Below are 20,223 nucleotides of genomic sequence, written 5' to 3'. Positions count from 1 at the left end.
CCGTCAGGACGAAGGTTGCACGGGCGGCGGCGGCGGCCGCCGCTCGTGCGTCCTCTGTTCATAGGCGTGGCCCAGCGACAGGATGCGGGCGTCGTCCCATTTGCCGCCGATGAAGCTGAGGCCCACCGGCATGCCGCGGTCGAAGCCCATCGGCACAGTCAGGTGCGGATAGCCGGCCACCGCCGCCAGCCGGCTGGCCGAGCCCTGCGACCGGTCGTCGTCGTCGGGGTCATTAGTCCAGGCCCGCGAGGTGGTCGGAGCGATCAGGGCGATGACGCTGTTGTCGGCCATCATCCGGTCGATGCCGTCCGGCCCCGATGCCTGGAACGAGCGGGCTCGCGCCTCGACATAGGCCGGGTCGTCCAGCCCACCGGTCGCCTCGGCCCGTTCGAACAGCTCCTGTCCGAACAGCACTGTCTCGCGCGGCTCGGCGGCGTTGAAAGCGATGACGTCGGCCAAGGTCCGCGTCCGCACCTGCTCTGGATCGGTCGAGGCCAGATAGAGGTTCAGGTCGTGCTTGAGCTCGGTCAGCAGCACAGTCAGCTCCCAGCCGCCGATCTGGCGGAAGTCTGCGGGCGCCTCGGTGATCTCGACGATCTCGGCCCCCGCCGCGCGCAGATTGGTCAGCGCCCGCTCGAACTCGGCCTGGGCCTCGGCGGAATAGTTGGAGACGAGGAAGCGCATCACGCCGAGCCGGGCGCCTTGCAGCGAACTCGCGTCCAGCGCCGCGCGATAATCGACCTTGCGCGAATCGGCCTCGGCCGTGGCCGGGTCCAGCGGGTCGGAACCCGCGATGGCCGACAGCACGATGGCCGCATCCTCGACCGTGGTGGTGATCGGCCCGGCGGTGTCCTGAGAATGGGCGATGGGCACGATATGGGTGCGGCTGACCAGCCCCACGGTCGGCTTGAACCCGACCACGCCGTTGACCGAGGCCGGGCAGGTGATCGAGCCGTCGGTCTCGGTGCCGATAGCGGCGGGCGCCAGGCCGATGGCGACGGCCACCGCGCTGCCGGCAGACGAGCCGCAGGGGGTGCGCGCCGGGTCATAGGGGTTCAGCGCCTGTCCGCCGACGGCGCTCCAGCCGCTGATCGAGTTGGACGACCGGATGTTGGCCCATTCGGACAGGTTGGCCTTGCCGAGGATGGTGGCGCCGGCCCGGCGCAGTCGGGTGACCAGGGGCGCATCGCGACCGGGCGCATTGTTCTCCAGCGCCAGCGACCCGGCGGTCGTCGGCATGTCAGCGGTCTCGATGTTGTCCTTGAGCAGGACCGGCAGACCGCGAAGTCCGCCCGAAGGGATTGGCGGCTCCCCGTCTCCCAGCAGGGCGGGGGTCACCGCGATCACGGCGTTGAAGGGCTGGGGCCCGACATGGTCGATGCTGGCGATCAGCGCCAGAGAGCCCTCGACGGCGGTCGACCCGGGGAAATGCCCGTCCACGACCGCTGCGGCGGTCGGCGGTTGGAATATTCTTCCGCCGTCCTCACCGGTAAGGGTCCAGCTTCCATCATCATTGGGCGTGGCGCAGGCCGAAAGAGAGAAGGCCGCAACCGCCCCCGCGATCAGTCCTGCGCGGCGGGCGCCCGTGAACCAATCGTGCGATCCAGGAAGTCGAGGTAGGTTCGCCATTGCTGCAGCTGCCTTTCATTGCCCCGGACGCCGTGGCGCTGGCCGGGGTAGAGCATGAGTTCGAAGGGAATGGACGAGGCCTGCAGCGCGTCGATGACCCGCGTGGAGTTCTCGAGGATGACGTTGTCGTCGGCCATGCCGTGCATCAGCAGCAGACGGCCGGTCAGGTTGGGCAGGCGCGGTATGGCGTCCGAGGCGGCGTAGCCCGCCGCGTTCAACTCGGGCGTCGACATGTAGCGTTCGGTGTAGTGGGTGTCGTACAGGCTCCACTCCGTAGGCGGAGCGCCCGCGATGGCCGAGGCCAGGCCCATGTCCGGCTCGGTCAGGGCCATCAGGCTCATGAATCCGCCGTAGGACCAGCCCATCATGGCGATGCGGTCATCAGCCACATAGGGCAGTGATCTCAGATAGTTCGCGGCCAACACCTGATCTTCGATCTCAGGCTGACCCATACGCAGATAGAGGGCCTGTTTGAACGCCGCCGAACGGTCGCCTTCGCCGCGATTGTCGAGGCGGAAGACGATATATCCGGCCTCGGTCAACAGTTGATTTGAGGCGCCCTGCCAGCCCTGTTTGACCCCGCCGCCCGACGGTCCGCCATAAACCTGCATGACCACCGGATACTGCCGCGACGGATCGAAGCCCGGCGGCGTGGTCATCTGCCAGACCAGCATCTCCCCATGACTGTCCAGCGTGCCGAACGTCGGCGTCTGCCGCCGCGCGGCGTAGGGCCAGAAGGGGTGATCCTCATCGAGCCGGTTCTCCTCGATCCAGCGCACGAACGTCCCGTCGGCGCGGTACAGGCCAGATTGCGGCGGCGTGTCCAGGTCGGAGTAGTTGCCGACGAACGCGGTGCCGGTCCGGTTCATCGAGGCCGACCACCAGCCGCCGTCGCTCGTCACCGGCGTGGCCTGTCGCAGTTCGTTGAGCGAGGCGCGCCATAGTCGTTGGATGATGGGCCGCTCGCCCTGGACAGCGCACATCGTCACCCGGCCGCCGGGCAGGGGACAGGCGCTGTGGCCGCCGGTGACGCCCTCGGGCCTCTGGGCATAGCCGAATGAGGCGGTGAAGAAGACTTCGCCGGTCTGCTGATTGACGCCGTTCAGGCTCTTCACCGGCCACGGGCCATGGGTGATCGGCCGGACCAGGGTCCCGTCACGCTCATAGAGGTACAGGTGCCTCCAGCCGGTCTCTTCCGACGACCAGATGAAGCGACCGTCGTCCAGCGGCTTGAAGTCGTCGGTCAGCGGCACCCAGGCGTCCGAGGTGCGCGTCAGTATCACGCGCGACGCGCCCGTCGCGGGATCGACGCTGAGCAGGTCCAGCGTCTTTTGATCGCGCGACTGGCGCTGGACATAGAGGGTGCGGCCGTCGGCGGACCAGTCCACGCGGGCCAGATAGATGTCGCGGTTCTCGCCCAGATCGACCTGGGTCCGGCGTCCGCTTTCGCGGTCATGGACGAACAGTTCGACCACCGCATTGGGCCGTCCTGCGCGCGGATAGCGCTGCTCGATCACACGGGCTCCGCCGCCGGTGATGTCAAGCCGCGGGATGATATCGACCGTCGACTCGTCGGTGCGCTGGAGGGCGATGTAGCGCTCGTCGGGGCTCCACCAGTAGCCGGTGTCGCGGTTCATCTCCTCCTGGGCGATGAACTCGGCCGTGGCCCAGGTGATCAGCCCGTCGCCGTCGGTCGTCACCGCCGTTTCGCGGTTTCCGTTCAGGTCCAGAACGACGAGGTCCTGCTCGCGCACGAAAGAGACGAAATTGCCCTGCGGCGAGACCTTGGCGTCGATCTCGTCGGCCTCGGTCTCGGTCAAACGGCGCACCGCCCCGCCGGCCCGTTCGGCTAGGAAGATGTCGCCCTCCAACGGCGCGAGGATGTAGCGCCCCTGCTGGTCCCAGGAATATTCGACCACGCCGCGCTGGCTGATCCGCATCCGCTCGCGCCGCGCCTTCTCGGCCTCGGACAGTTCGCCGGCGTCGGGGACCAGCGCCCGGGCGTCGATCAGTTTGAAAGGCTCGCCCTCGCCCGTCGGCGCGGCCCACAGGTCCAGCACGTCGACGTCGTCCTCTCGGGAGCGCAGGAAGGCCACCAATTCGCCGTCGGGCGACAAGCTGACGCCCCGCGCCACCGGCCCGGCCAGCGACGGATTGGCGAATACCCGCTCGGGCGTCAGGATCGCCGGGTCCGGCGCCCCGCCTGAACTTTGCGCCATTGCGGCGGTGAAGGGCGACAGCGCCGCGAGAAACAGGGTGGAGGCGAGGAGATTGCTGCGCATGGCGGTGACGCTAGAGGGAGATTCCGGCGTCGTCATCCCCCTTGCGGCAAACGCGACACCCGCACGGCTTCCCCCCCGCCCCCACACCCCCTAATAAGCCCGCAATGACCGACGTCGCCGCCGCCTTCCCGCCCGCGAAAGCCTCCGCCTTCCATGAACTGGAAGTGCTGTGGGTGCGCCACTGGACGGACCAGCTGTTCAGCTTCGCCATCGCCCGCCCCGAGGATTTCCGTTTCCGCTCCGGCGAGTTCGTGATGATCGGCCTCCCGGGCGAAGACGGGGGAAAGCCGATCCTGCGCGCCTATTCCATCGCCAGCCCGGCCTGGGACGAACAGCTGGAGTTCCTGTCGATCAAGGTCCCCGACGGCCCCCTGACCTCACGCCTGCAGAAGATCCAGCCGGGCGACACCGTGCTGATGGGCAAGAAGCCGACCGGCACCCTTGTGCTGGACGCCCTGACCGGCGGCGAGCGTCTGTGGCTGATCGGGACGGGCACCGGCCTGGCGCCCTGGATCAGCGTGGCGCGCGACCCTGACACCTACAGCCGCTTCGGCCATGTCGTGGTCTGCCACACGGTGCGCAATGTCGCCGACCTGACCTACCGCGACTTCTTCACCTCCGGCATCCACGACGACCCCCTGATCGGCGAGGAGGCCCGGGCCCAGCTGACCTACTATCCCACCGTCACCCGCGAGCCGTTCGAATCGCCGGGCCGGATCACCGACCGCATCAAGTCGGGCGCCCTGTTCGCCGACCTCGGCCTGCCCGCGGGTTTCTCGCCCGAGCGCGACCGGGTGATGCTCTGCGGCTCCATGGCCATGATCAAGGAAACGGGCGAACTGCTCGAATCCTTCGGGATGAAGGAAGGCTCGAACGCCGAACCGGGCGACTATGTGCTGGAGCGCGCCTTTGTCGGATAGCGTCCCGATCGATCCGCGCACGGCGCCGGAAGCCTGCGCCTCCATGGCCGAGGTCCGTCAGGGCGTCGACGCCCTCGACCGCGCCCTCGTCCGTCTGCTGGCCGAGCGCCAGCGCTATATGGACGCCGCCGCCCGCATCAAGCCGGACCGTTCGGTCGTGCATGACGACGCCCGCATCGAGGACGTGGTCGCCAAGGTGCTGGCCGCCGCCGGTCCCGCCGGCCTTTCGCCGGCCATCGCCGAGCCGGTCTGGCGCTTGCTCATCGACCGCTGTATCGCGCATGAGTTCGAGGCGTTCGACCGGACACGGAGCTGACAGATGACCCGCCGCCTGATCGCGCCGCTCGCGGCTCTTGCGCTCCTGACCTTCAGCGCGCCCGCAGTGGCCCAGACCGCCCCGAGTGCGGCGGCCAAGGCCTATATCATCAATGAGATCACCGTCACCGATCCAGCGGCCTATGCCGACTACGTCCGGCAGGCTCCGGCCGTGGTGGAGGCCTTCGGCGGTCGCTATATCGTCCGCGCGGGTGCGGTTACGCCCATGATCGGCGAACCGCCGACGGCCCGGATCGTCGTGGTCGAGTTTCCTTCACACCAGGCGGCGGCAAACTTTCTGGCCTCCCCGGAATACCAGGCGATCCTGCCGATCCGGCAGGCCGCTTCCACGTCACGGGCCTATATCGTGGACGGAGTCGCCCCCTAACCCCGAAGCGACCTCAGCATCAGTTCGTGCCGATAGGCCGCAACGTCGGCCAGAGCCGTTTCCAGTGCGTCACGCACCCGGTCCAGCAGCGGCGGGGCCTCGGCCTTGTCCGCCGCCTCGGCTGTCTGGCAGGCCGCCGCGAGCCTTCCGGCGCCTATGCCCGCCGCAGCCCCCCGCAGGGTGTGAACGCCGTCGCGCCAGCCGTCCTCGCGGACGTCCAGCAGCGGCGACCACATGGCGGCCTGCTGGACGAACAGGCCCAACACCTCCTCGGTGATCGCGTCGTCGCCGCCGGTCATCCGCTCCAGCACGGTGAAGTCGACCGCGCCGGACAGGTCGCGCAGCGCCATCAGCCGGCGGTCTCCTCACCCTTGGCCAGCCGCGAGTTCCAGGCCGACCAGCCGAAATAGACGACCAGTCCGGCGATGTTCCAGTAGAGGAACCACATCTGGGTCGAGGGCCGCAGGCTGAAGAAGAAGATCACGCAGCCGACAATGGTGATCGCTCCGACCAGCCACCACAGCGGGGCCTTGAACACGCGCGGGCGGTGCGGGTCGCGGATGCGCAGGACGATCAGACAGACCCCGACCGCCGCGAAGGCCGCCAGCGTCCCGGCGTTGGCCAGCGACGCCAGTTCGTCCAGCCGCATGACGCCAGCCAGCCCCGCCACCACGATGGCGGTGAAGATGGTCACCACCGCCGGCACGCCGCGCGAGGACACCCTGGCCAGCTTGCGCGGCAACAGGCCGTCGCGCGCCATGCCGAGGAAGATGCGGCTCTGGCCGAACAGGAAGGCCAGCAGGACGGTTGGCAGGGCGACCACGGCCGAGACCGCAATCCATTGCGCCGCCGTGCCCTGACCCATTTCACGCAGGATCAGCGCCAGTGGCTCGGGGCTTTCGGCGAAAGTGGCCACTGGCCGGGCGCCGATCGCGGCGGCCGCCACGATCAGATACAGGACCGTGCAGACCACCATCGAGCCGACGATGCCGATGGCCAGATCGCGCTCGGGCCGTTTGGTCTCTTCCGCCGCCGTCGAGATGGCGTCGAAGCCGTAGAAGGCGAAGAAGATGATCGCCGCCGCCGCCATGACTCCGGTCTGGACCACGGGCTGGCCGGTGATCTGCTCCGCGAACGGCAGGGCCGGAGAGCCGAAGCCGTTGGGCATGAAGGGCGTGAAGTTGGCCGCGTCGAAGGCCGGCAGGGCGATGGCCACGAAGGCGATCAGGGCGACGATCTTGATGACCACCAGTATGGCGTTCAGCGTCGCGCTCTCGCGGGTGCCCAGCAGCAGCAGGCCGGTGACCACGGCGATGATGAACACCGCCGGCAGGTTGATCAGCCCGCCCTCGACGTGCGGTCCCGCCGCCAACATGGCCGGCAGTTCGACGCCCATCCCGGCGAGGAATCCGGTCGCATACCCCGACCAGCCCACCGCCACGGCCGACACGACCAGCGAATATTCGAGGATCAGGCTCCAGCCGACGATCCAGGCGATCAGCTCGCCCAGCACGGCATAGGAATAGGTATAGGCGCTGCCCGCCGCGGGCATCATCGTCGAGAGCTCGGCATAGGCCAGGGCGGCGCAGGCGCAGACCAGACCCGCCAGCGCGAAACTGACCATCACCGCCGGACCTGCCAGCCCGGCCCCGACCCCGATCAGGGTCAGGATGCCGGTGCCGACGATGGCCCCGACGCCCAGCGCCATCAGGTGCGGCCAGCCCAGCGTCTTCTTCAGCGCCGGACCGTCGTGCGGGGCCAGCATGGCGTCGATCGAGCGCCGGCGGTTCCAGAAAGCCATGTCGTTCGTCCCCCTCGCCGCTCTGGCCCAGGTGGGGGCGCGGCTGATTCCGACTCGAGCCTAGCCGGTCCTGCGGCAAACCGAAACGGAGCCCGAAATCTCCTTGCGCGCGAGAGGCATTCCCATTAGGAACGCCCCTCGCCGAAGCCGGTCCTCGACCGGCACGGGGCGAAACGGCACGGGCCTTGCGTGGCCCCGCCTGACGAGTGGTCCGGGTGATTAGCTCAGTTGGTAGAGCAGCTGACTCTTAATCAGCGGGTCGTAGGTTCGAACCCTACATCACCCACCATCGTCATCTTCCCCCAGCATTGATCGGCCACCCGACCTTTGGGCGATCACCCCCGCTGGACTTCCCGCCCCCGACAATGTTCATCTCCCCCCGCAAGGACGCGGCCGTCGACGGCGGCGAGAGACGTCCGCCCATGTCCCCGGGGATGACACACCATGAAGCGCGCTTTTCTGACCACGGTCGCCCTGCTGGCGCTCGCCTGTCCCGCCGCCGCCCAGACGCCTGAACCGGTCTCGCCGATCGCCGCCCCGCCCGTCCCCGGGCCGGTCGAGCCGCAGGCCGCGCCGGATCCGGTCGCCGCGCCTCCCGCCGCTGCCCCGGCCGAGACGCCCAAATGGGATGTGCAGAACCCGCCCGGACCGTCGCGCGACATCCCCATCGACGTGACCCGCGGCACCTGGATGTCGCTGGACGTCAGCCCCGACGGCCAGACCATCGTCTTCGACCTGCTCGGCGACATCTATGTGATGCCGGTCTCAGGCGGCGAGGCGCGCGCTATCGCCAGCGGCGTGGCCTGGGACATGCAGCCGAAATGGTCGCCCGACGGCCGCCATATCGCCTTCACCTCGGATCGGGCCGGCGGCGACAACATCTGGATCATGGAGGCCGACGGCTCGGACCCGACGCAGGTGTCCAAGGAGACCTTCCGCCTGCTGAACCAGCCCGAATGGTCGCCCGACGGCCAGTTCATCGTGGCCCGCAAACATTTCACCTCGTCCCGCTCGCTGGGAGCCGGGGAGCTGTGGATGTACCACCGCTCGGGCGGCGGCGGCGTGCAGATGACCGAGCGCCGGACGCAGCAGAAGGACACCGGCGAGCCCGCCTTCTCGCCGGACGGCCGCTATATCTATTTCAGCGACGACGCCACGCCGGGCATGACCTTCGAATATTCCAAGGACGTCAACGACCAGATCTACATCATCCGCCGTCTCGACCGGGAAACCGGCGAGATCGACGCCTATATCAACGGCCCCGGCGGCTCGATCCGGCCGACGCCCTCGCCCGACGGCAAGTCGATCGCCTTCATCCGCCGCGTTCGCTACCAGTCGGTGCTCTATGTCATGGACATCGAGTCCGGGCGCGAGACGCCGGTCTTCTCGGGTCTCGACCGCGACCTGCAGGAAACCTGGGCCATCCACGGCGTCTATCCGGCGATCAGTTGGACCCCCGACAACCGCTCCATCGTCTTCTGGGCCGACGGCCGCATCCAGCGCGTCGATGTTGGCACGCAGGCGGTGGCGGACATCCCCTTCCACGTCGCCGACACCCGGCGGGTGCAGGACACGGTGCGCTTCCCGGTCGAGGTCGCGCCCGACACATTCGATGTCCGCATGATCCGCTGGGCCCGGCCCTCGCCGGACGGGACCAAGGTCGTGTTCGAGGCGCTCGGCAATCTGTGGATCCGCGACCTGCCGACCGGAACGGCGCGGCGGCTGACCCGCCAGAGCGACCATTTCGAACTCTATCCCAACTGGTCCCGCGACGGCCGGTCGATCGTCTATACAACCTGGGACGATCAGGAATTCGGCTCGATCCGCGTCGTGCCCGTGAGCGGCGGCGCAGGTCGCGTCGTGACCTCGCAACCCGGCCACTATATCGAGCCGACCTTCTCGCCCGACGGCCGGACCATCGTCTATCGCACCGTCAGCGACGGCTTCCTGACCAGCGCTCTGTGGAGCCGTGATCCGGGCGTCTATCGCATCCCGGCGGCGGGCGGCGAGCCGGTCTTCATGACCGATGACGGCTCCGCGCCGCAGTTCGGCGCCGCTAACGACCGGGTCTTCCTGTCGGACCGCGACGGCGACAAGCAGACGCTGATCTCGGTCAATCTCGACGGCGAGGACGAACGCACCCACCTGACCTCGGAATGGGCCAGCGAGTTCGCCGTCTCACCCGACGGGAACTGGATCGGCTGGACCGAGCGGTTCAACGCCTATGTCGCGCCCTTCGTCATGTCGGGCCGACCCGTCGCCATCAGCGCCGAGGGCAAGTCCCTGCCCCAGGCCCGGATGACCCGCGACGCCGGCGATTGGCTGAGCTGGTCGGGCGATTCCCGGCGGCTGCAATGGTCGTTGGGGCCGGAACTGTTCACCCGCGACCTGAACCAGGCCTTCAGCTTCGTGGACGGCGCACCGGACGAACTTCCCAAACCCGATGAGACCGGGATCAACCTCAGCTTCACCGCCCAGGCCGATGTGCCGGAGGGCCGCATGGCCCTGACCGGCGCCCGGCTGATCACCATGAACGGCGCCGAGGTCATCGAGAACGGGGTCGTTATCCTGAACGGCAACCGGATCGAGGCCATCGGTTCAGCCGCCAGCACCCCGGTGCCCGCGGGCGTGCCGGTCATGGACATGGCCGGCAAGACCATCATGCCCGGTCTGGTCGACGCCCACTGGCACGGCTCCATGGGGTCGGACGAGATCATCCCCGAACAGAGCTGGGTCGACTACGCCTCGCTGGCCTTCGGCGTAACCACGATCCACAACCCCTCGGCGGACACCAGCACGATCTTCGCCCACAGCGAACTGGCCCGCACCGGGCGGATCACGGCGCCGCGCATCTTCTCGACCGGCACCATCCTGTACGGGGCCAGCACGGGCTTCACGGCCCAGGTCGATGGCCTTGACGACGCCATGTCGACCCTGCGGCGGATGCAGGCGGCGGGAGCGTGGAGCGTCAAGAGCTACAACCAGCCCCGCCGCGACCAGCGTCAGCAGATCATCGAGGCGGCGCGCCAGCTGAACATGATGGTGGTGCCGGAGGGCGGCTCGCTGTTCCAGCACAACATGTCGATGATCGTCGACGGCCACACCACGATCGAACACTCGATCCCCCTGGCCCATCTGTACGACGACGTCCACCAGCTGTGGCGGCAGACCGGAGTGGCCTACAACCCGACGCTGGTCGTGGCCTATGGCGGCAGCTACGGCGAAAACTACTGGTACCAGGAGAGCGAGGTCTGGAACCATCCGATCCTGACCCAGTACGTGCCGCGCCGAATCCTCGATTCCCGCGCGCGCAGGCCGGTGACCCTGCCGGACAATGAGTGGAACCACATCTCGGTCGCCCGCGAAGCCGCCCGGCTTTCCGAACAGGGCGTCAGCGTCTCGATCGGGGCCCACGGCCAGCGGGAAGGACTGGCGGCGCACTGGGAGCTCTGGAGCCTGGCCCAGGGCGGGATGGCTCCGATCGACGTGATCCGCGCCGGCACCCTGAACGGCGCGCGATCGCTGGGTCTGGACCGGGACATCGGCTCGCTGGAGGTCGGCAAGCTGGCCGACATGGTGGTGCTGGACCAGAACCCGCTGGAGAACATCCGCAACACCACCGCTGTCGCCTACACCATCGCCAACGGCCGGGTGTACGATTCCGGCATGAACGAGGTCGCGCCGCGCCAGCGGACCCGCGCGCCCTTCTGGTTCGCCGAAACCGGCGGAGAGGGCTGGGCCGCCGGGGCGACGGAGGCCGATTCAGAGGGCGACCACGGCCACTGAGGTCGGGGGTCAGGCGTCAGGCGGGACCGCTCGCGGTTCCGCCGGCCCTCAGCTCCGGCTGGTCGCCAGTCTCGGACCGCCCATCAGCCAGGGCGGGGCCGGCATCTGCCGCCGGGCCTGGGCCTGGGCGCGGGTCCACTGTTCGTGCAGATCGGTGAAATAGGCGTCGTCTTCCTCGATCCGCCGATGCTCGCCGCTGAGGAAGTCGCGGCGCAGGGTCAGCATATCGAACGGCGCCCCGACCCCGACATTGCTGCGCATCGTCGTCGAGAAGGAGATCAGGCCCAGCTTCACGCCCTCGGCCAAAGGCGTGTCGAAGCCCAGACCGCTCTCGAGGATCGGCTTGCCGTATTTGGCCTCGCCGATCTGCAGATAGGGCGTATCGCGTCCGCACTCGATGAAATTGCCCTGGCTGTAGATCAGATACAGCCCCATCCGGCCGCCCGCGACCTGGCCGCCCAGCAGCATCGAGGCCGAGGTGTTCAGGCTGTCAGCTTCCATCGCCGGGGCGATCGACAGCCGCGTCTCGCGCAGGGCATGACCCAACAGCTGGGCGCACCGGAACAGGGTGGGCGCGGTCTCCAGCGTCTCCGGCTCCTCGCCGACATGCAGGTGGACCCCCTCTCGCGCCATCGCGAGGGCCGTCTGGGTCACGGACAGATTGCCGGCGGTGCAGATGCCCAGCACCCGCTCGCCGGGGCGGTCGACGATGTGCAGCTTGCGATAGGACGAGATGTTGTCCACGCCCGCATTGGTCCGGGTGTCGGCGATCATCGCCAACCCCTCTTCAACCAGCATGCCCACGCAATAGGTCATGTGGCGCGCAATGCCCGGTGCCCGTCCGTCATGACGTCCACGGTAACAGATTCCCGCGACGGGTAACCCACGTCCTACGCCTGTTGCTGTCCCTGTTGCATGTCGGCATCACGCACATTGAGCCGCACGGCCAGCCGCTCGCCGCCGCCGCCATAGCTGGCCCCCCGCACCGGAGCCGCGCCGCGATAGTCGAGCCCGGCGGCGACCCGGACGTAGCGGTCCGTGGAGCAGATGCCGTTGGCGGGATCGAAGCCGACCCAGCCCAGATCCGGGATCCAGGCCTCGGCCCAGGCGTGGGCCGCCTCCTGATCGTCCTGACCGTCACGGCGCAGCAGATGACCCGAGACATAGCGGGCCGGCATGCCCATCTCGCGGGCGCAGGCGATGAAGACGTGGGCATGGTCCTGACAGACGCCGCGGCCCAGCGCGAGCACCTCGGCCGCCGTATGGGTGGGCGTCGTCACCCCGACCTCGAAGGCCACTGAGCCATGAATCCCCGCCATCAGACGATGCAGTCGCTCAAGCGGCGGATGGGCCGAAAACTCCGAGGCGAAGACCGAGATCAGCTTGTCCCGTCGCGTCAGGGTGGTGTCGCGCAGGAAGACCAGCGGCGACAGCGTCTCCTGCCCCGCTGGGACGACGCCGGCGGTGTCGGTGGTCACCACCTCGCCGGAGACCCGGACCGTCAGGCTCTGGGTCGGCTGTTCGGTGTAGAGGGTGTGGACGATGTTGCCGAAGGCGTCCTCGGACCGGCGCAGGCGCGCGTCGACGTCGGTCTCGACCCGCCAGTTGCGGACCTGTTGCGCCTCGGAGGAACGCGGCGTCAGCCTCAGGGTCTGGATGATGAAGCGCGCCGCCCGGTCGTAGGCATAGGTGGTCGCATGGTCGATGCTGATACGCACAGGTCAGCTCAGATACTGGTCATGAATGGCCTGGCCCAGGCGATGGTTCTCGCCGAGGAAGGCCTGGATGTATTCGTGCAGGCCCGACTGGAAGATGTCCTCGATGCGCGAATTGTCGAACGCCCGCATCCGGTCCGCCGCCAGCCGCTGCGCCGGGCCGCGCCGTCCGTAGTCATTGGCCAGCCGTTCCAGATAGCGCACGATCGAGGCTTGGCAACTGGCAAGCGAACGCGGCATCTGGCGGTTCAACACCAGCAGGTCGGCCACCAGCCACGGCTTGACGCTGTCGCGATACACCCAGCGATAGGCCGTCAGGGCCGAGACCTCGCGCAGCAGGGTGGTCCACTGGAAATAGTCCAGCTGTCCGCCGACGCGTTCGCCCTCGGGCAGCAGCAGATGGTATTTGACGTCCAGCAGGCGCGCGGTGTTGTCGGCCCGCTCGATCGCCGCGCCCAGTCGCAGGAAATAATAGCCGTCGTTGCGCAGCATGGTCCGCGACGTCGCGCCTTCGACCGACAGGGTGACGGTCTTCACCCACTCCAGGAAGCGCGCGAACTCGTCGCGCCGGGTCGGCTGGCCCTGCTCCTCCAGCCCGTTCCAGGCTCCGTTGATGGCCTCCCACAGCTCGACCGTCAGCGCCGTGCGCACCGAACGGGCATTGGTGCGGGCGCGGGTGATGCAGGCGGTGATGGACGAGGCGTTGTTCGGGGCGAAGGCCAGATATTCGCGCACCGACTTCTCGGTCGGCGACCGGCCCAGCGCCTTGGGCGCCCCCGCCGATGCCAGGGCGCTGGCCCAGACCGTCCCGGCGTCGCCGTCTCCCCGCGTCGGAATGGCGGCCAGCCGCAGCGTGGCCTCGAGGATGCGGGCGAGGAAATCCGCCCGCTCGATATAGCGTCCGGTCCAGTACAGGCTGTCTGCGGTTCTTGAGAGCATACTAAAAACCGCTCATCCCGGCGAATGCCGGGACCCAGATGGAAGGACACGGGCGGGCTTTCGACCGGAATCGGTACGTCATCCCATCAACCGCTCTCGTGATCCGGGTCCCGGCATTCGCCGGGATGAGCGGATGTTTGATCGCGATCTCAAACATCCAGCACCCAGGTGTCCTTGGTCCCGCCGCCCTGGCTGGAGTTGACCACCAGCGAGCCCGGCTTCAGCGCCACCCGCGTCAGCCCGCCCGGAGCCACCTTGACCCCTTTGGGATCAGACAGAACGAACGGGCGCAGATCGACATGGCGGCCGTGCAGTTCGCCCTTGTCCAGCGTCGGCGCGGTCGACAGGTCCAGCGTCGGCTGGGCGATGAAGTCTTCGGGATCGTTGATCAGCTTCTTGCGGAAGGCCTCGAGCTCGGCCTTCGACGCCGCCGGTCCGACCAGCATGCCGTAGCCGCCCGAGCCGCCAACCTCCTTGACCACCAGCTGGTCCAGTTTCGACAGCACCTCCTTCAACGCCTCCGGCTCGCGGCAGCGCCAGGTCGGAACGTTCTTCAGGATCGGCTCCTCGCCGGTGAAGAAGCGGATGATCTCGGGCATGTAGGTATAGACGGCCTTGTCGTCGGCCACGCCGGTGCCGACCGCATTGGCCAGGGTCACCGTCCCCGCCTGGTAGGCCGTCATCAGCCCCGGCACGCCCAGGCTGGAGTCCGGGCGGAAGGTCAGGGGATCGAGGAAGTCGTCGTCGATCCGCCGATAGATCACATCGACCTGCTGGCGGCCCTGGGTCGTCCGCATGAAGACCTTGCCGTCGTCGACGAACAGGTCGCGCCCCTCGACCAGGTCCACCCCCAGTTTGTCGGCCAGGAAGGAGTGTTCGTAGTAGGCCGAGTTGAACGGCCCCGGCGTCAGGACGACGATGGTCGGATCAGCCAGCGCCGCCTCGGGCGCAGACGCTCGCAGGCTGGACAACAGCATGTCGGCGTATGTCTCGACCGGCCGGACGGGATAGTCGGCGAACAGGTCGGGGAACAACCGCATCATCATCTCGCGGTTCTCCAGCATGTAGGAGACGCCGGACGGCGTGCGGCAGTTGTCTTCCAGCACGTAGAAGCCGTCCTCGCCCGTGCGGACCAGATCGACGCCGGCGATATGCACCCAGACTCCGCGCGGCGGCCGTCGGCCCTGCATCTCGGGCACATAGTGGGGGTTGGTCAGGATCAGTTCAGCCGGGACGATGCCGGCCTTCAGACATTCCTGCGCGCCGTAGACGTCGGCCAGGAACAGATTGATCGCCCGCACCCGCTGGGTGAGCCCGGCCTCGAGCCCTGCCCATTCGGCGGCGCCGATGATACGGGGCACGACGTCGAACGGGATCAGCCGCTCGCTGGACTCGGCGTCGCCATAGACGGCGAAGGTGATGCCCATGCGGCGGAAGAACAGCTCCGCCTGACGTGAACGCGCCTGCAGCAGTCCTTCGGGCGCGTCCGCCAGCCAGCGCGCGAGCCCGCGATAGCTGTCGCGGACACCGCCGCCGTCACCTGACATTTCGTCGAAGGCCATGCCGCTCCCGCTGCGATGAACACACAGCGTGGCCTGACAAGCGGCGCTGGCGCAACTGGAATGTTGCAGCGCGGCAGCGGTTCCGACGTCAGTCCGTGACCGAGTAGGTGAAGACCCTGCCGGGGTGCACGGTCATCCGCTCGCGCACGTCGCCATAGCCGACGCGCCCGACGGCCACGTCCCAGCATCCGGCTCAGGGCGTGCCGGCGGTCGCCGCCCGCGGTCCGGCGTTCTTCACATACTGGTCCAGCCAGCGGGTCATTTCCCACAGGGTGTGGCCGACCGACTCCCGCGCCCGATAGCCGTGCGCTTCCAGCGGCAGGACGACGTAGCGGACATTGGCCCCATTGCCCTTCAGCGCCGCATAGAACCGCTCGGACTGGACCGGGAAAGTGCCGGAGTTGTCGTCCGCCTCGCCGTGGATCAGCAGGATCGGCTCATTGACGCGGTTGGCGTAGGTGAAGGGCGACATCTCCGTATAGGTATCCCCGGCCTCCCAATAGGTGCGCTGCTCGGCCTGGAAGCCGAACGGGGTCAGCGTGCGGTTGTAGGCGCCTGAGCGGGCGATGCCGGTGCGGAACAGGTCGGTGTGAGCCAGCAGGTTGGCGGTCATGAAGGCGCCGTAGCTGTGCCCGCCGACGGCGATCCGGTCGCGATCGGCCACGCCCATTTCGACGACCGCATTGACCGCCGCCTCGGCGCTGGCCGTGAGCTGCTGGATATAGGTGTCATTGGGTTCGGCCCCGTTGACGCCGACGATCGGCATCGAGGGATCATCGAGCACGGCATAGCCCTGGGTCAGCAGGAACAGGTGACTGATCCCGCCCGGCCGGGTGAAGCGGTTGGCCGTATCGACCACCTGCCCCGCCACGGCTGCGTCGGTGAATTCGGCCGGATAGGCCCACATCACCAGCGGAAGCGGCCCGTCGCGGTCCTTGTCGTAGCCTGCGGGCAGATAGAGTGTGCCGGACAGTTGCACCCCGTCGGCGCGGGTGTAGCTGATCAGCTGTTTGGTCACCCCGGCCAGTTGCGGGGCCGGGTCGGGAAACTGCGTGATCGCCCGTGTGGCGGCGGCCGGTTCGTCGAGATTGCGGGCATGGATGTTGGGGGGATCGGCCCGCGTTTCGCGCCGCGTCAGCAACCGCCGGCCGTCCTCGTCAAGGATGCCCACCACGCTCTCATAGACCCCGTCCGCCGAGGTCCAGACGCGCTCGGTCGCGCCGGTGGTCAGGTCCATGGTCGAGAGAAAGGGATACTCCCCTGCCCGCGTCGCTCCGGCCCCGGTCATCAGCACCCGCGCCCCGTCGGCGGTGAACCGCATCACCGGGAAACCGCTGGCGTTGGCCTCGGTCACCGGGAAGCCCGGGTCGTTGTAGCGGTCCTGATAGTTCCGCTCCAGCAAGGTGCGGCCCTGACCGGGGTTGGACGGATCAACCAGATAGCGGGTCTCGCGCCGGCTGTTGAACTGGCGGCTGAGGACCAGCGCCGTATCGGCGTCGCCCCAGATCACGCCGCCGTAGCGGTCCTTGAGGTCGATCAGGGGCGTCGGCTGACCGGTGAACGGCGCGGCGAGGGTGAAGACCCGATCCCGCACCTCGGCGGGTGTGCGCGGATCGCCGCCGTCCTGAGCCTCGACCCAGACCAGGGTCGAGGGCGCATCGGCCCGCCATTGCGCCGACCGCGGACCCGGCGCGACGGAGTCGAACGGAGTCGGGATGTTGTCGCGCAGCGGCAGGTCTGCGACCCGGTGCACCACCCGCCCCTGCAGGTCCTTGATGGCCACCTCGGCCGGGAACAGGGCCGCCGGGACGACATAGCTGTAGGGGTGCTTCACCGTGGTCTGGAGGATGTAGCGCCCGTCCGGCGAAACGCCCGAGCCCAGATAGACCGCCGGCGCCCCCAACGTCCGCGCCGGACCTTCAAGCGGAACCAGTGTCAGCTGCGAGGTGAAATAGTGCTCGAACAGCGCCTCGTCCCCGGCGTTGGACAGCAGGTCCTGATAGGTCCGCGCCGGGGCCGTCCGGCCCAGGCTTTCCTCGACGATCGGCCCCTCGGGCGGCCGGCTGACATCGGGCGCCGGGCCGCGCCCCTCAGGCGTCATCCGCACCACCAGTCCCGAACTGTCCGGCAGCCAGTCGAAAGCCCCGCCGCCCGCGGCGTTGACCCGGGCGTCGGTCAGCTTGCGCGCGCGGCCGCTGGCCACGTCGACGGTCCACAGCTCCAGCCCGGTCGGCGCGTCCATCAGCAGGGCCAGCGAGCGGCCGTCGGGCGACCAGCCCGGAGAGACGAAACGCGCGTTGGCCGGCAGGCTCACCGTCCGGGCGGGTCCGCCCTCCACCGGCTGGAAGCCGATGCCGGTCAGCCAGGTCACCCGGCTGTTGGCCTGACCGTTGTTGCGCGGATTGATCCGGTATCCGGCCAGCCGCAGCATGGGCTCCGCCAGTTCGGTGATCGGCGGCAGGTTGGCGCGGTCGTACAGGGCCAGGGTCATCCGGTCCGGCGACAGGCTCGGCGTGGGCGTCGGTTTGGTGTCGAGGATGTCGGCAATGGGCGCCGGCGGCTGCTGATAGGTCCGGCCTTCCTGCGCCAGGGCGGGCCCGGCCAGTACGGCCAGCAGGACAAAGGCGGGCATGGCCCGGCCGAGCAGACGATGACGCATATCAATTCCCCAAACGACCGCCCCGATGGGCGCCGCACGCTAGGGGGCGGGATGAACCCGGGTCAAGGCCGCCGGACCATGGGCGCTCCCGTCATCGCGTAACAGGCGGCTCGCGCGGGCCGCGTCCCGTCGGGCGCGCCATAGGCCGCGCGGATCGAGCAGATGTCGGCAGGACTCAGCTCTCCCTTCCAGCGCTCCGGGTTGCAGTAGTTCATGATCGAGCCGGCGTCGTAATAGGTCTCGTCGGCGACCTCGGCCTCGGGCGTGCTCATCCGGGCGACACAATCAGGCGCACGCGGGCTGACGTGATCGTGGGAAAAGCCGAGGGCGTGCCCCAGCTCGTGGAGAGCGTCGGCATAGAAGCAGCCCTCCTGCCCGACGGAGCCCCGCCGTCCGCAGATGCGATTGGTGACCAGATAGTCGGCGTTCAGGCTGATCGTCCCGCCTCGCACGAGGTTGACCCCCAGATGGCTGGCTGAGGCGAACCGCTCCGGATCGTGGTCGATGCGGATCGGAATTCGGCGGTTCGGGCCCGTGGTGGGGGACTCTGCGCAGTCAGCGGTGATGTCGAAATCGACCCGGGCCACGGCCTCCCAGGCTGCGGCCGCGTCCATGACCTTTTCGCGCGCCCAGGCGACTTCAGCGGTCGGCGCCTGAAAGCACATCGGCACGCGACCGCCCGGCCAGAGGTCCGCCTCGGCCGGCGGTGGTGCGGGCGGAGGTGGAGGGGGAGGCGGCGGCGGCGGTGGTGGAGGAGGCGGCGGAGGCGGTGGCGGTGGCGGCGGAACGTAGGCGGGCGGCTGGTCCTGAAAGATCTGACAGCCGGCCAGCGGCGCGGCCACGGCCGCCATGATCAGGACGAGGATGATGCGGAAGCGGTTCATGCCCAACGGCTCTCGGTCAGGGTCAGCGACAGATCCAGCGCCGCGCCCTGCGCCGGCGGACGACCGGCGCCAGGGTCCAGATCCTCGGCCTCCACGGTGATCGTCACGGGACGGGATCCGTCATCGATGAGGTTCAACACTTCCTCGCCGAACCGGAACGGCAGGCTGTAGTCTCCGAGGTGGCCCGCATGTTCACCCTCGGTCAGATGCAGGAAGGTCGGTGAGGAGCCGAGCGAGATGCCGCGGCCGCCACAGGTCATGCGGATCTCGATCGAGCGATCAAGCAGCTGTTCCGTCGCCGTATAGGCCACCGATCCGGCGCCAGCGATCATCAGGCTATCGTCAGCCGCCGCCATCCGCGTCACGGCTTCGGCCGGAAGGGTCACGCTCATGCGGTCGCGCCCCGCCTCGCCGTCGGCGCGCATCTGATAGACCACCCCGCCCAACGGCTCGCGACGCGTGGCCCCCGGAGGTCCGGAGTCTGGCGCGCTGAACACAGGGAAGGGGTACAGGTGATCATAGACGTAGCCCAGCGAACCGGTCTCCAGCACGTCGCCGACGCGCCAGTCTCCCGTGTCTTCGCCTTGGGCGCCGACAAAGCCGCCCAGCCTGCGCGCCGTCCAGTCGGCCGGATAGATGTTCGCCGCCTGCCTCGCATGCCAGGTCGCCCAGACCCGGTCGACATTGGCGTGGTGAAGCCAGAAAATCGGATCATTGGCCGCCGCCGCCAGTCGCTTCATCAAACCGCCGACCAGCTCGTGGATGAAGTTGTGGCCGTAACCCTCGACCATGCCGGCTCCGTCGGGAAGCTTGCCGGCGAAGGTCTCGAAACCGTCAGAGGTCAATCGCGCCACATGGGGCGACCGCGCCCACCGGGCGGCGCTGAAGTCCAGCACATCGACGCCTCGGGCCCGTTGCCGTTCGTAAAGCGGCGCGTCTGTTCCGGTCACCCATGACGGCAGCGTCTGGTGTTCCTGGGCGTCCCAGTAGGGCATGGCGAAAGCCGCATGCCCGGTCAGTTCGGCGATGATCCGCTCGAGATGCGCCAGCTGGAGCCGGTGCCAGGGCAGGAACAAGCCGTTGTTGTGTTGGCCGTTGCGGGCGTGAATGGTGTTCTGACGCGACCATGACCGCTGGTCGCCGCGGCGCTTCATCAGCGCCATGGCCTCGCCGAACGCCACCACGTCGTCGCTGGTCGCCGAGAGGCTGGATGCTCCCCGTCGAACGCGCCGCGCCGTCTGGGCTACGGCCGCGCCGGGATACAGGCCGAGCATGGCCGCGCCGGCGAGCGCCTTGCGTCTGTCGATTTTCACGAAGCCCCCGCTCCCCAACCCGTCGTGGTC

The 20,223-nt window shown here is 68.5% G+C and carries 15 protein-coding genes and 1 tRNA gene; 5 read left to right on the top strand and 11 right to left on the bottom strand.

Annotation, left to right across the window (positions count from 1 at the left end):
• Nucleotides 1-3 precede the first annotated feature (3 nt).
• Complete coding sequence (locus ACTIEW_RS04760) at nucleotides 4-1,629, bottom strand: amidase (protein ID WP_439476772.1); 1,626 nt, start codon at nucleotides 1,627-1,629, stop codon at nucleotides 4-6.
• Nucleotides 1,563-3,911 (bottom strand): DPP IV N-terminal domain-containing protein, encoded by a 2,349-nt coding sequence (locus ACTIEW_RS04755; RefSeq protein WP_439476771.1) that lies wholly within the window; start codon nucleotides 3,909-3,911, stop codon nucleotides 1,563-1,565. The genes ACTIEW_RS04760 and ACTIEW_RS04755 overlap by 67 nt, the downstream gene beginning before the upstream one ends.
• A 104-nt stretch (nucleotides 3,912-4,015) precedes the next feature.
• On the opposite strand from ACTIEW_RS04755, the gene ACTIEW_RS04750 reads away from it, so the two are divergent.
• Genes ACTIEW_RS04750 through ACTIEW_RS04740 form a run of 3 tightly spaced genes read left to right on the top strand, consistent with a single transcriptional unit; the run spans nucleotide 4,016 to nucleotide 5,534 of the window.
• The gene (locus ACTIEW_RS04750; protein ID WP_439476770.1) at nucleotides 4,016-4,831 is read left to right on the top strand and encodes a ferredoxin--NADP reductase; all 816 of its coding nucleotides are present in this window, start codon (nucleotides 4,016-4,018) and stop codon (nucleotides 4,829-4,831) included.
• Nucleotides 4,803-5,147, top strand: a complete 345-nt coding sequence (locus tag ACTIEW_RS04745; protein ID WP_439476769.1) for a chorismate mutase — start codon at nucleotides 4,803-4,805, stop codon at nucleotides 5,145-5,147. Before ACTIEW_RS04750 ends, ACTIEW_RS04745 begins: the two co-directional genes overlap by 29 nt.
• A 3-nt stretch (nucleotides 5,148-5,150) precedes the next feature.
• On the top strand, nucleotides 5,151-5,534 hold the full coding sequence (locus tag ACTIEW_RS04740) for a DUF1330 domain-containing protein (protein WP_439476768.1): 384 nt from the start codon (nucleotides 5,151-5,153) through the stop codon (nucleotides 5,532-5,534).
• On the opposite strand, the gene ACTIEW_RS04735 is transcribed toward ACTIEW_RS04740, so the two are convergent.
• Together ACTIEW_RS04735 and ACTIEW_RS04730 are read right to left on the bottom strand one after the other, a co-directional pair.
• Nucleotides 5,531-5,884 carry an Hpt domain-containing protein gene (locus ACTIEW_RS04735; RefSeq protein WP_439476767.1) on the bottom strand — a complete coding sequence of 118 codons (354 nt, stop codon included), beginning with the start codon at nucleotides 5,882-5,884 and terminating at the stop codon, nucleotides 5,531-5,533. The genes ACTIEW_RS04740 and ACTIEW_RS04735 overlap by 4 nt on opposite strands.
• Nucleotides 5,884-7,335, bottom strand: coding sequence for an amino acid permease (locus ACTIEW_RS04730; protein ID WP_439476766.1), 1,452 nt, complete (start codon nucleotides 7,333-7,335; stop codon nucleotides 5,884-5,886). Before ACTIEW_RS04730 ends, ACTIEW_RS04735 begins: the two co-directional genes overlap by 1 nt.
• Nucleotides 7,336-7,548: 213 nt before the next feature.
• Here ACTIEW_RS04730 and ACTIEW_RS04725 point away from each other — a divergent pair.
• Both ACTIEW_RS04725 and ACTIEW_RS04720 read left to right on the top strand, forming a co-directional pair.
• Nucleotides 7,549-7,624, top strand: a tRNA-Lys gene (locus ACTIEW_RS04725).
• A 155-nt stretch (nucleotides 7,625-7,779) separates the two neighbouring features.
• On the top strand, nucleotides 7,780-11,121 hold the full coding sequence (locus ACTIEW_RS04720) for an amidohydrolase family protein (protein WP_439476765.1): 3,342 nt from the start codon (nucleotides 7,780-7,782) through the stop codon (nucleotides 11,119-11,121).
• 48 nt (nucleotides 11,122-11,169) lie between these two features.
• On the opposite strand, the gene ACTIEW_RS04715 is transcribed toward ACTIEW_RS04720, so the two are convergent.
• The 7 genes from ACTIEW_RS04715 to ACTIEW_RS04685 form a co-directional block, all read right to left on the bottom strand.
• On the bottom strand, nucleotides 11,170-11,937 hold the full coding sequence (locus tag ACTIEW_RS04715; protein ID WP_439476764.1) for a peptidase: 768 nt from the start codon (nucleotides 11,935-11,937) through the stop codon (nucleotides 11,170-11,172).
• 74 nt (nucleotides 11,938-12,011) lie between these two features.
• On the bottom strand, nucleotides 12,012-12,839 hold the full coding sequence (locus tag ACTIEW_RS04710; protein WP_439476763.1) for a transglutaminase family protein: 828 nt from the start codon (nucleotides 12,837-12,839) through the stop codon (nucleotides 12,012-12,014).
• A gap of 3 nt (nucleotides 12,840-12,842) precedes the next feature.
• Nucleotides 12,843-13,775: an alpha-E domain-containing protein gene (locus tag ACTIEW_RS04705; protein WP_439476762.1), complete on the bottom strand. Its 933-nt coding sequence runs from the start codon at nucleotides 13,773-13,775 to the stop codon at nucleotides 12,843-12,845.
• 149 nt (nucleotides 13,776-13,924) lie between these two features.
• Nucleotides 13,925-15,337 carry a circularly permuted type 2 ATP-grasp protein gene (locus ACTIEW_RS04700; protein WP_439476761.1) on the bottom strand — a complete coding sequence of 471 codons (1,413 nt, stop codon included), beginning with the start codon at nucleotides 15,335-15,337 and terminating at the stop codon, nucleotides 13,925-13,927.
• Nucleotides 15,338-15,530: 193 nt separating this feature from the next.
• Entirely contained in the window at nucleotides 15,531-17,996 is a 2,466-nt protein-coding gene (locus ACTIEW_RS04695) for a S9 family peptidase (protein ID WP_439476760.1), read from the bottom strand.
• A gap of 62 nt (nucleotides 17,997-18,058) precedes the next feature.
• A complete protein-coding gene (locus ACTIEW_RS04690; RefSeq protein WP_439476759.1) occupies nucleotides 18,059-18,880 on the bottom strand; it encodes a M57 family metalloprotease in 822 nt (273 codons plus the stop codon).
• Nucleotides 18,877-20,193 carry a tyrosinase family protein gene (locus tag ACTIEW_RS04685; protein WP_439476758.1) on the bottom strand — a complete coding sequence of 439 codons (1,317 nt, stop codon included), beginning with the start codon at nucleotides 20,191-20,193 and terminating at the stop codon, nucleotides 18,877-18,879. The genes ACTIEW_RS04690 and ACTIEW_RS04685 overlap by 4 nt, the downstream gene beginning before the upstream one ends.
• Between the last annotated feature and the right edge of the window lie 30 nt (nucleotides 20,194-20,223).

Source organism: Brevundimonas sp., from assembly GCF_051860745.1.
Taxonomy (GTDB): domain Bacteria; phylum Pseudomonadota; class Alphaproteobacteria; order Caulobacterales; family Caulobacteraceae; genus Brevundimonas.
This window is presented reverse-complemented; position numbering and strand designations above follow the sequence as displayed.

Coding starts and splice junctions, on each gene's coding strand:
- ACTIEW_RS04760 (WP_439476772.1), bottom strand. CDS start 1,629: ATGGCGAACCTACCTCGACTTCCTGGATCGCACGATTGGTTCACGGGC.
- ACTIEW_RS04755 (WP_439476771.1), bottom strand. CDS start 3,911: ATGCGCAGCAATCTCCTCGCCTCCACCCTGTTTCTCGCGGCGCTGTCG.
- ACTIEW_RS04750 (WP_439476770.1), top strand. CDS start 4,016: ATGACCGACGTCGCCGCCGCCTTCCCGCCCGCGAAAGCCTCCGCCTTC.
- ACTIEW_RS04745 (WP_439476769.1), top strand. CDS start 4,803: ATGTGCTGGAGCGCGCCTTTGTCGGATAGCGTCCCGATCGATCCGCGC.
- ACTIEW_RS04740 (WP_439476768.1), top strand. CDS start 5,151: ATGACCCGCCGCCTGATCGCGCCGCTCGCGGCTCTTGCGCTCCTGACC.
- ACTIEW_RS04735 (WP_439476767.1), bottom strand. CDS start 5,884: ATGGCGCTGCGCGACCTGTCCGGCGCGGTCGACTTCACCGTGCTGGAG.
- ACTIEW_RS04730 (WP_439476766.1), bottom strand. CDS start 7,335: ATGGCTTTCTGGAACCGCCGGCGCTCGATCGACGCCATGCTGGCCCCG.
- ACTIEW_RS04720 (WP_439476765.1), top strand. CDS start 7,780: ATGAAGCGCGCTTTTCTGACCACGGTCGCCCTGCTGGCGCTCGCCTGT.
- ACTIEW_RS04715 (WP_439476764.1), bottom strand. CDS start 11,937: ATGACCTATTGCGTGGGCATGCTGGTTGAAGAGGGGTTGGCGATGATC.
- ACTIEW_RS04705 (WP_439476762.1), bottom strand. CDS start 13,775: ATGCTCTCAAGAACCGCAGACAGCCTGTACTGGACCGGACGCTATATC.
- ACTIEW_RS04700 (WP_439476761.1), bottom strand. CDS start 15,337: ATGGCCTTCGACGAAATGTCAGGTGACGGCGGCGGTGTCCGCGACAGC.
- ACTIEW_RS04695 (WP_439476760.1), bottom strand. CDS start 17,996: ATGCGTCATCGTCTGCTCGGCCGGGCCATGCCCGCCTTTGTCCTGCTG.
- ACTIEW_RS04690 (WP_439476759.1), bottom strand. CDS start 18,880: ATGAACCGCTTCCGCATCATCCTCGTCCTGATCATGGCGGCCGTGGCC.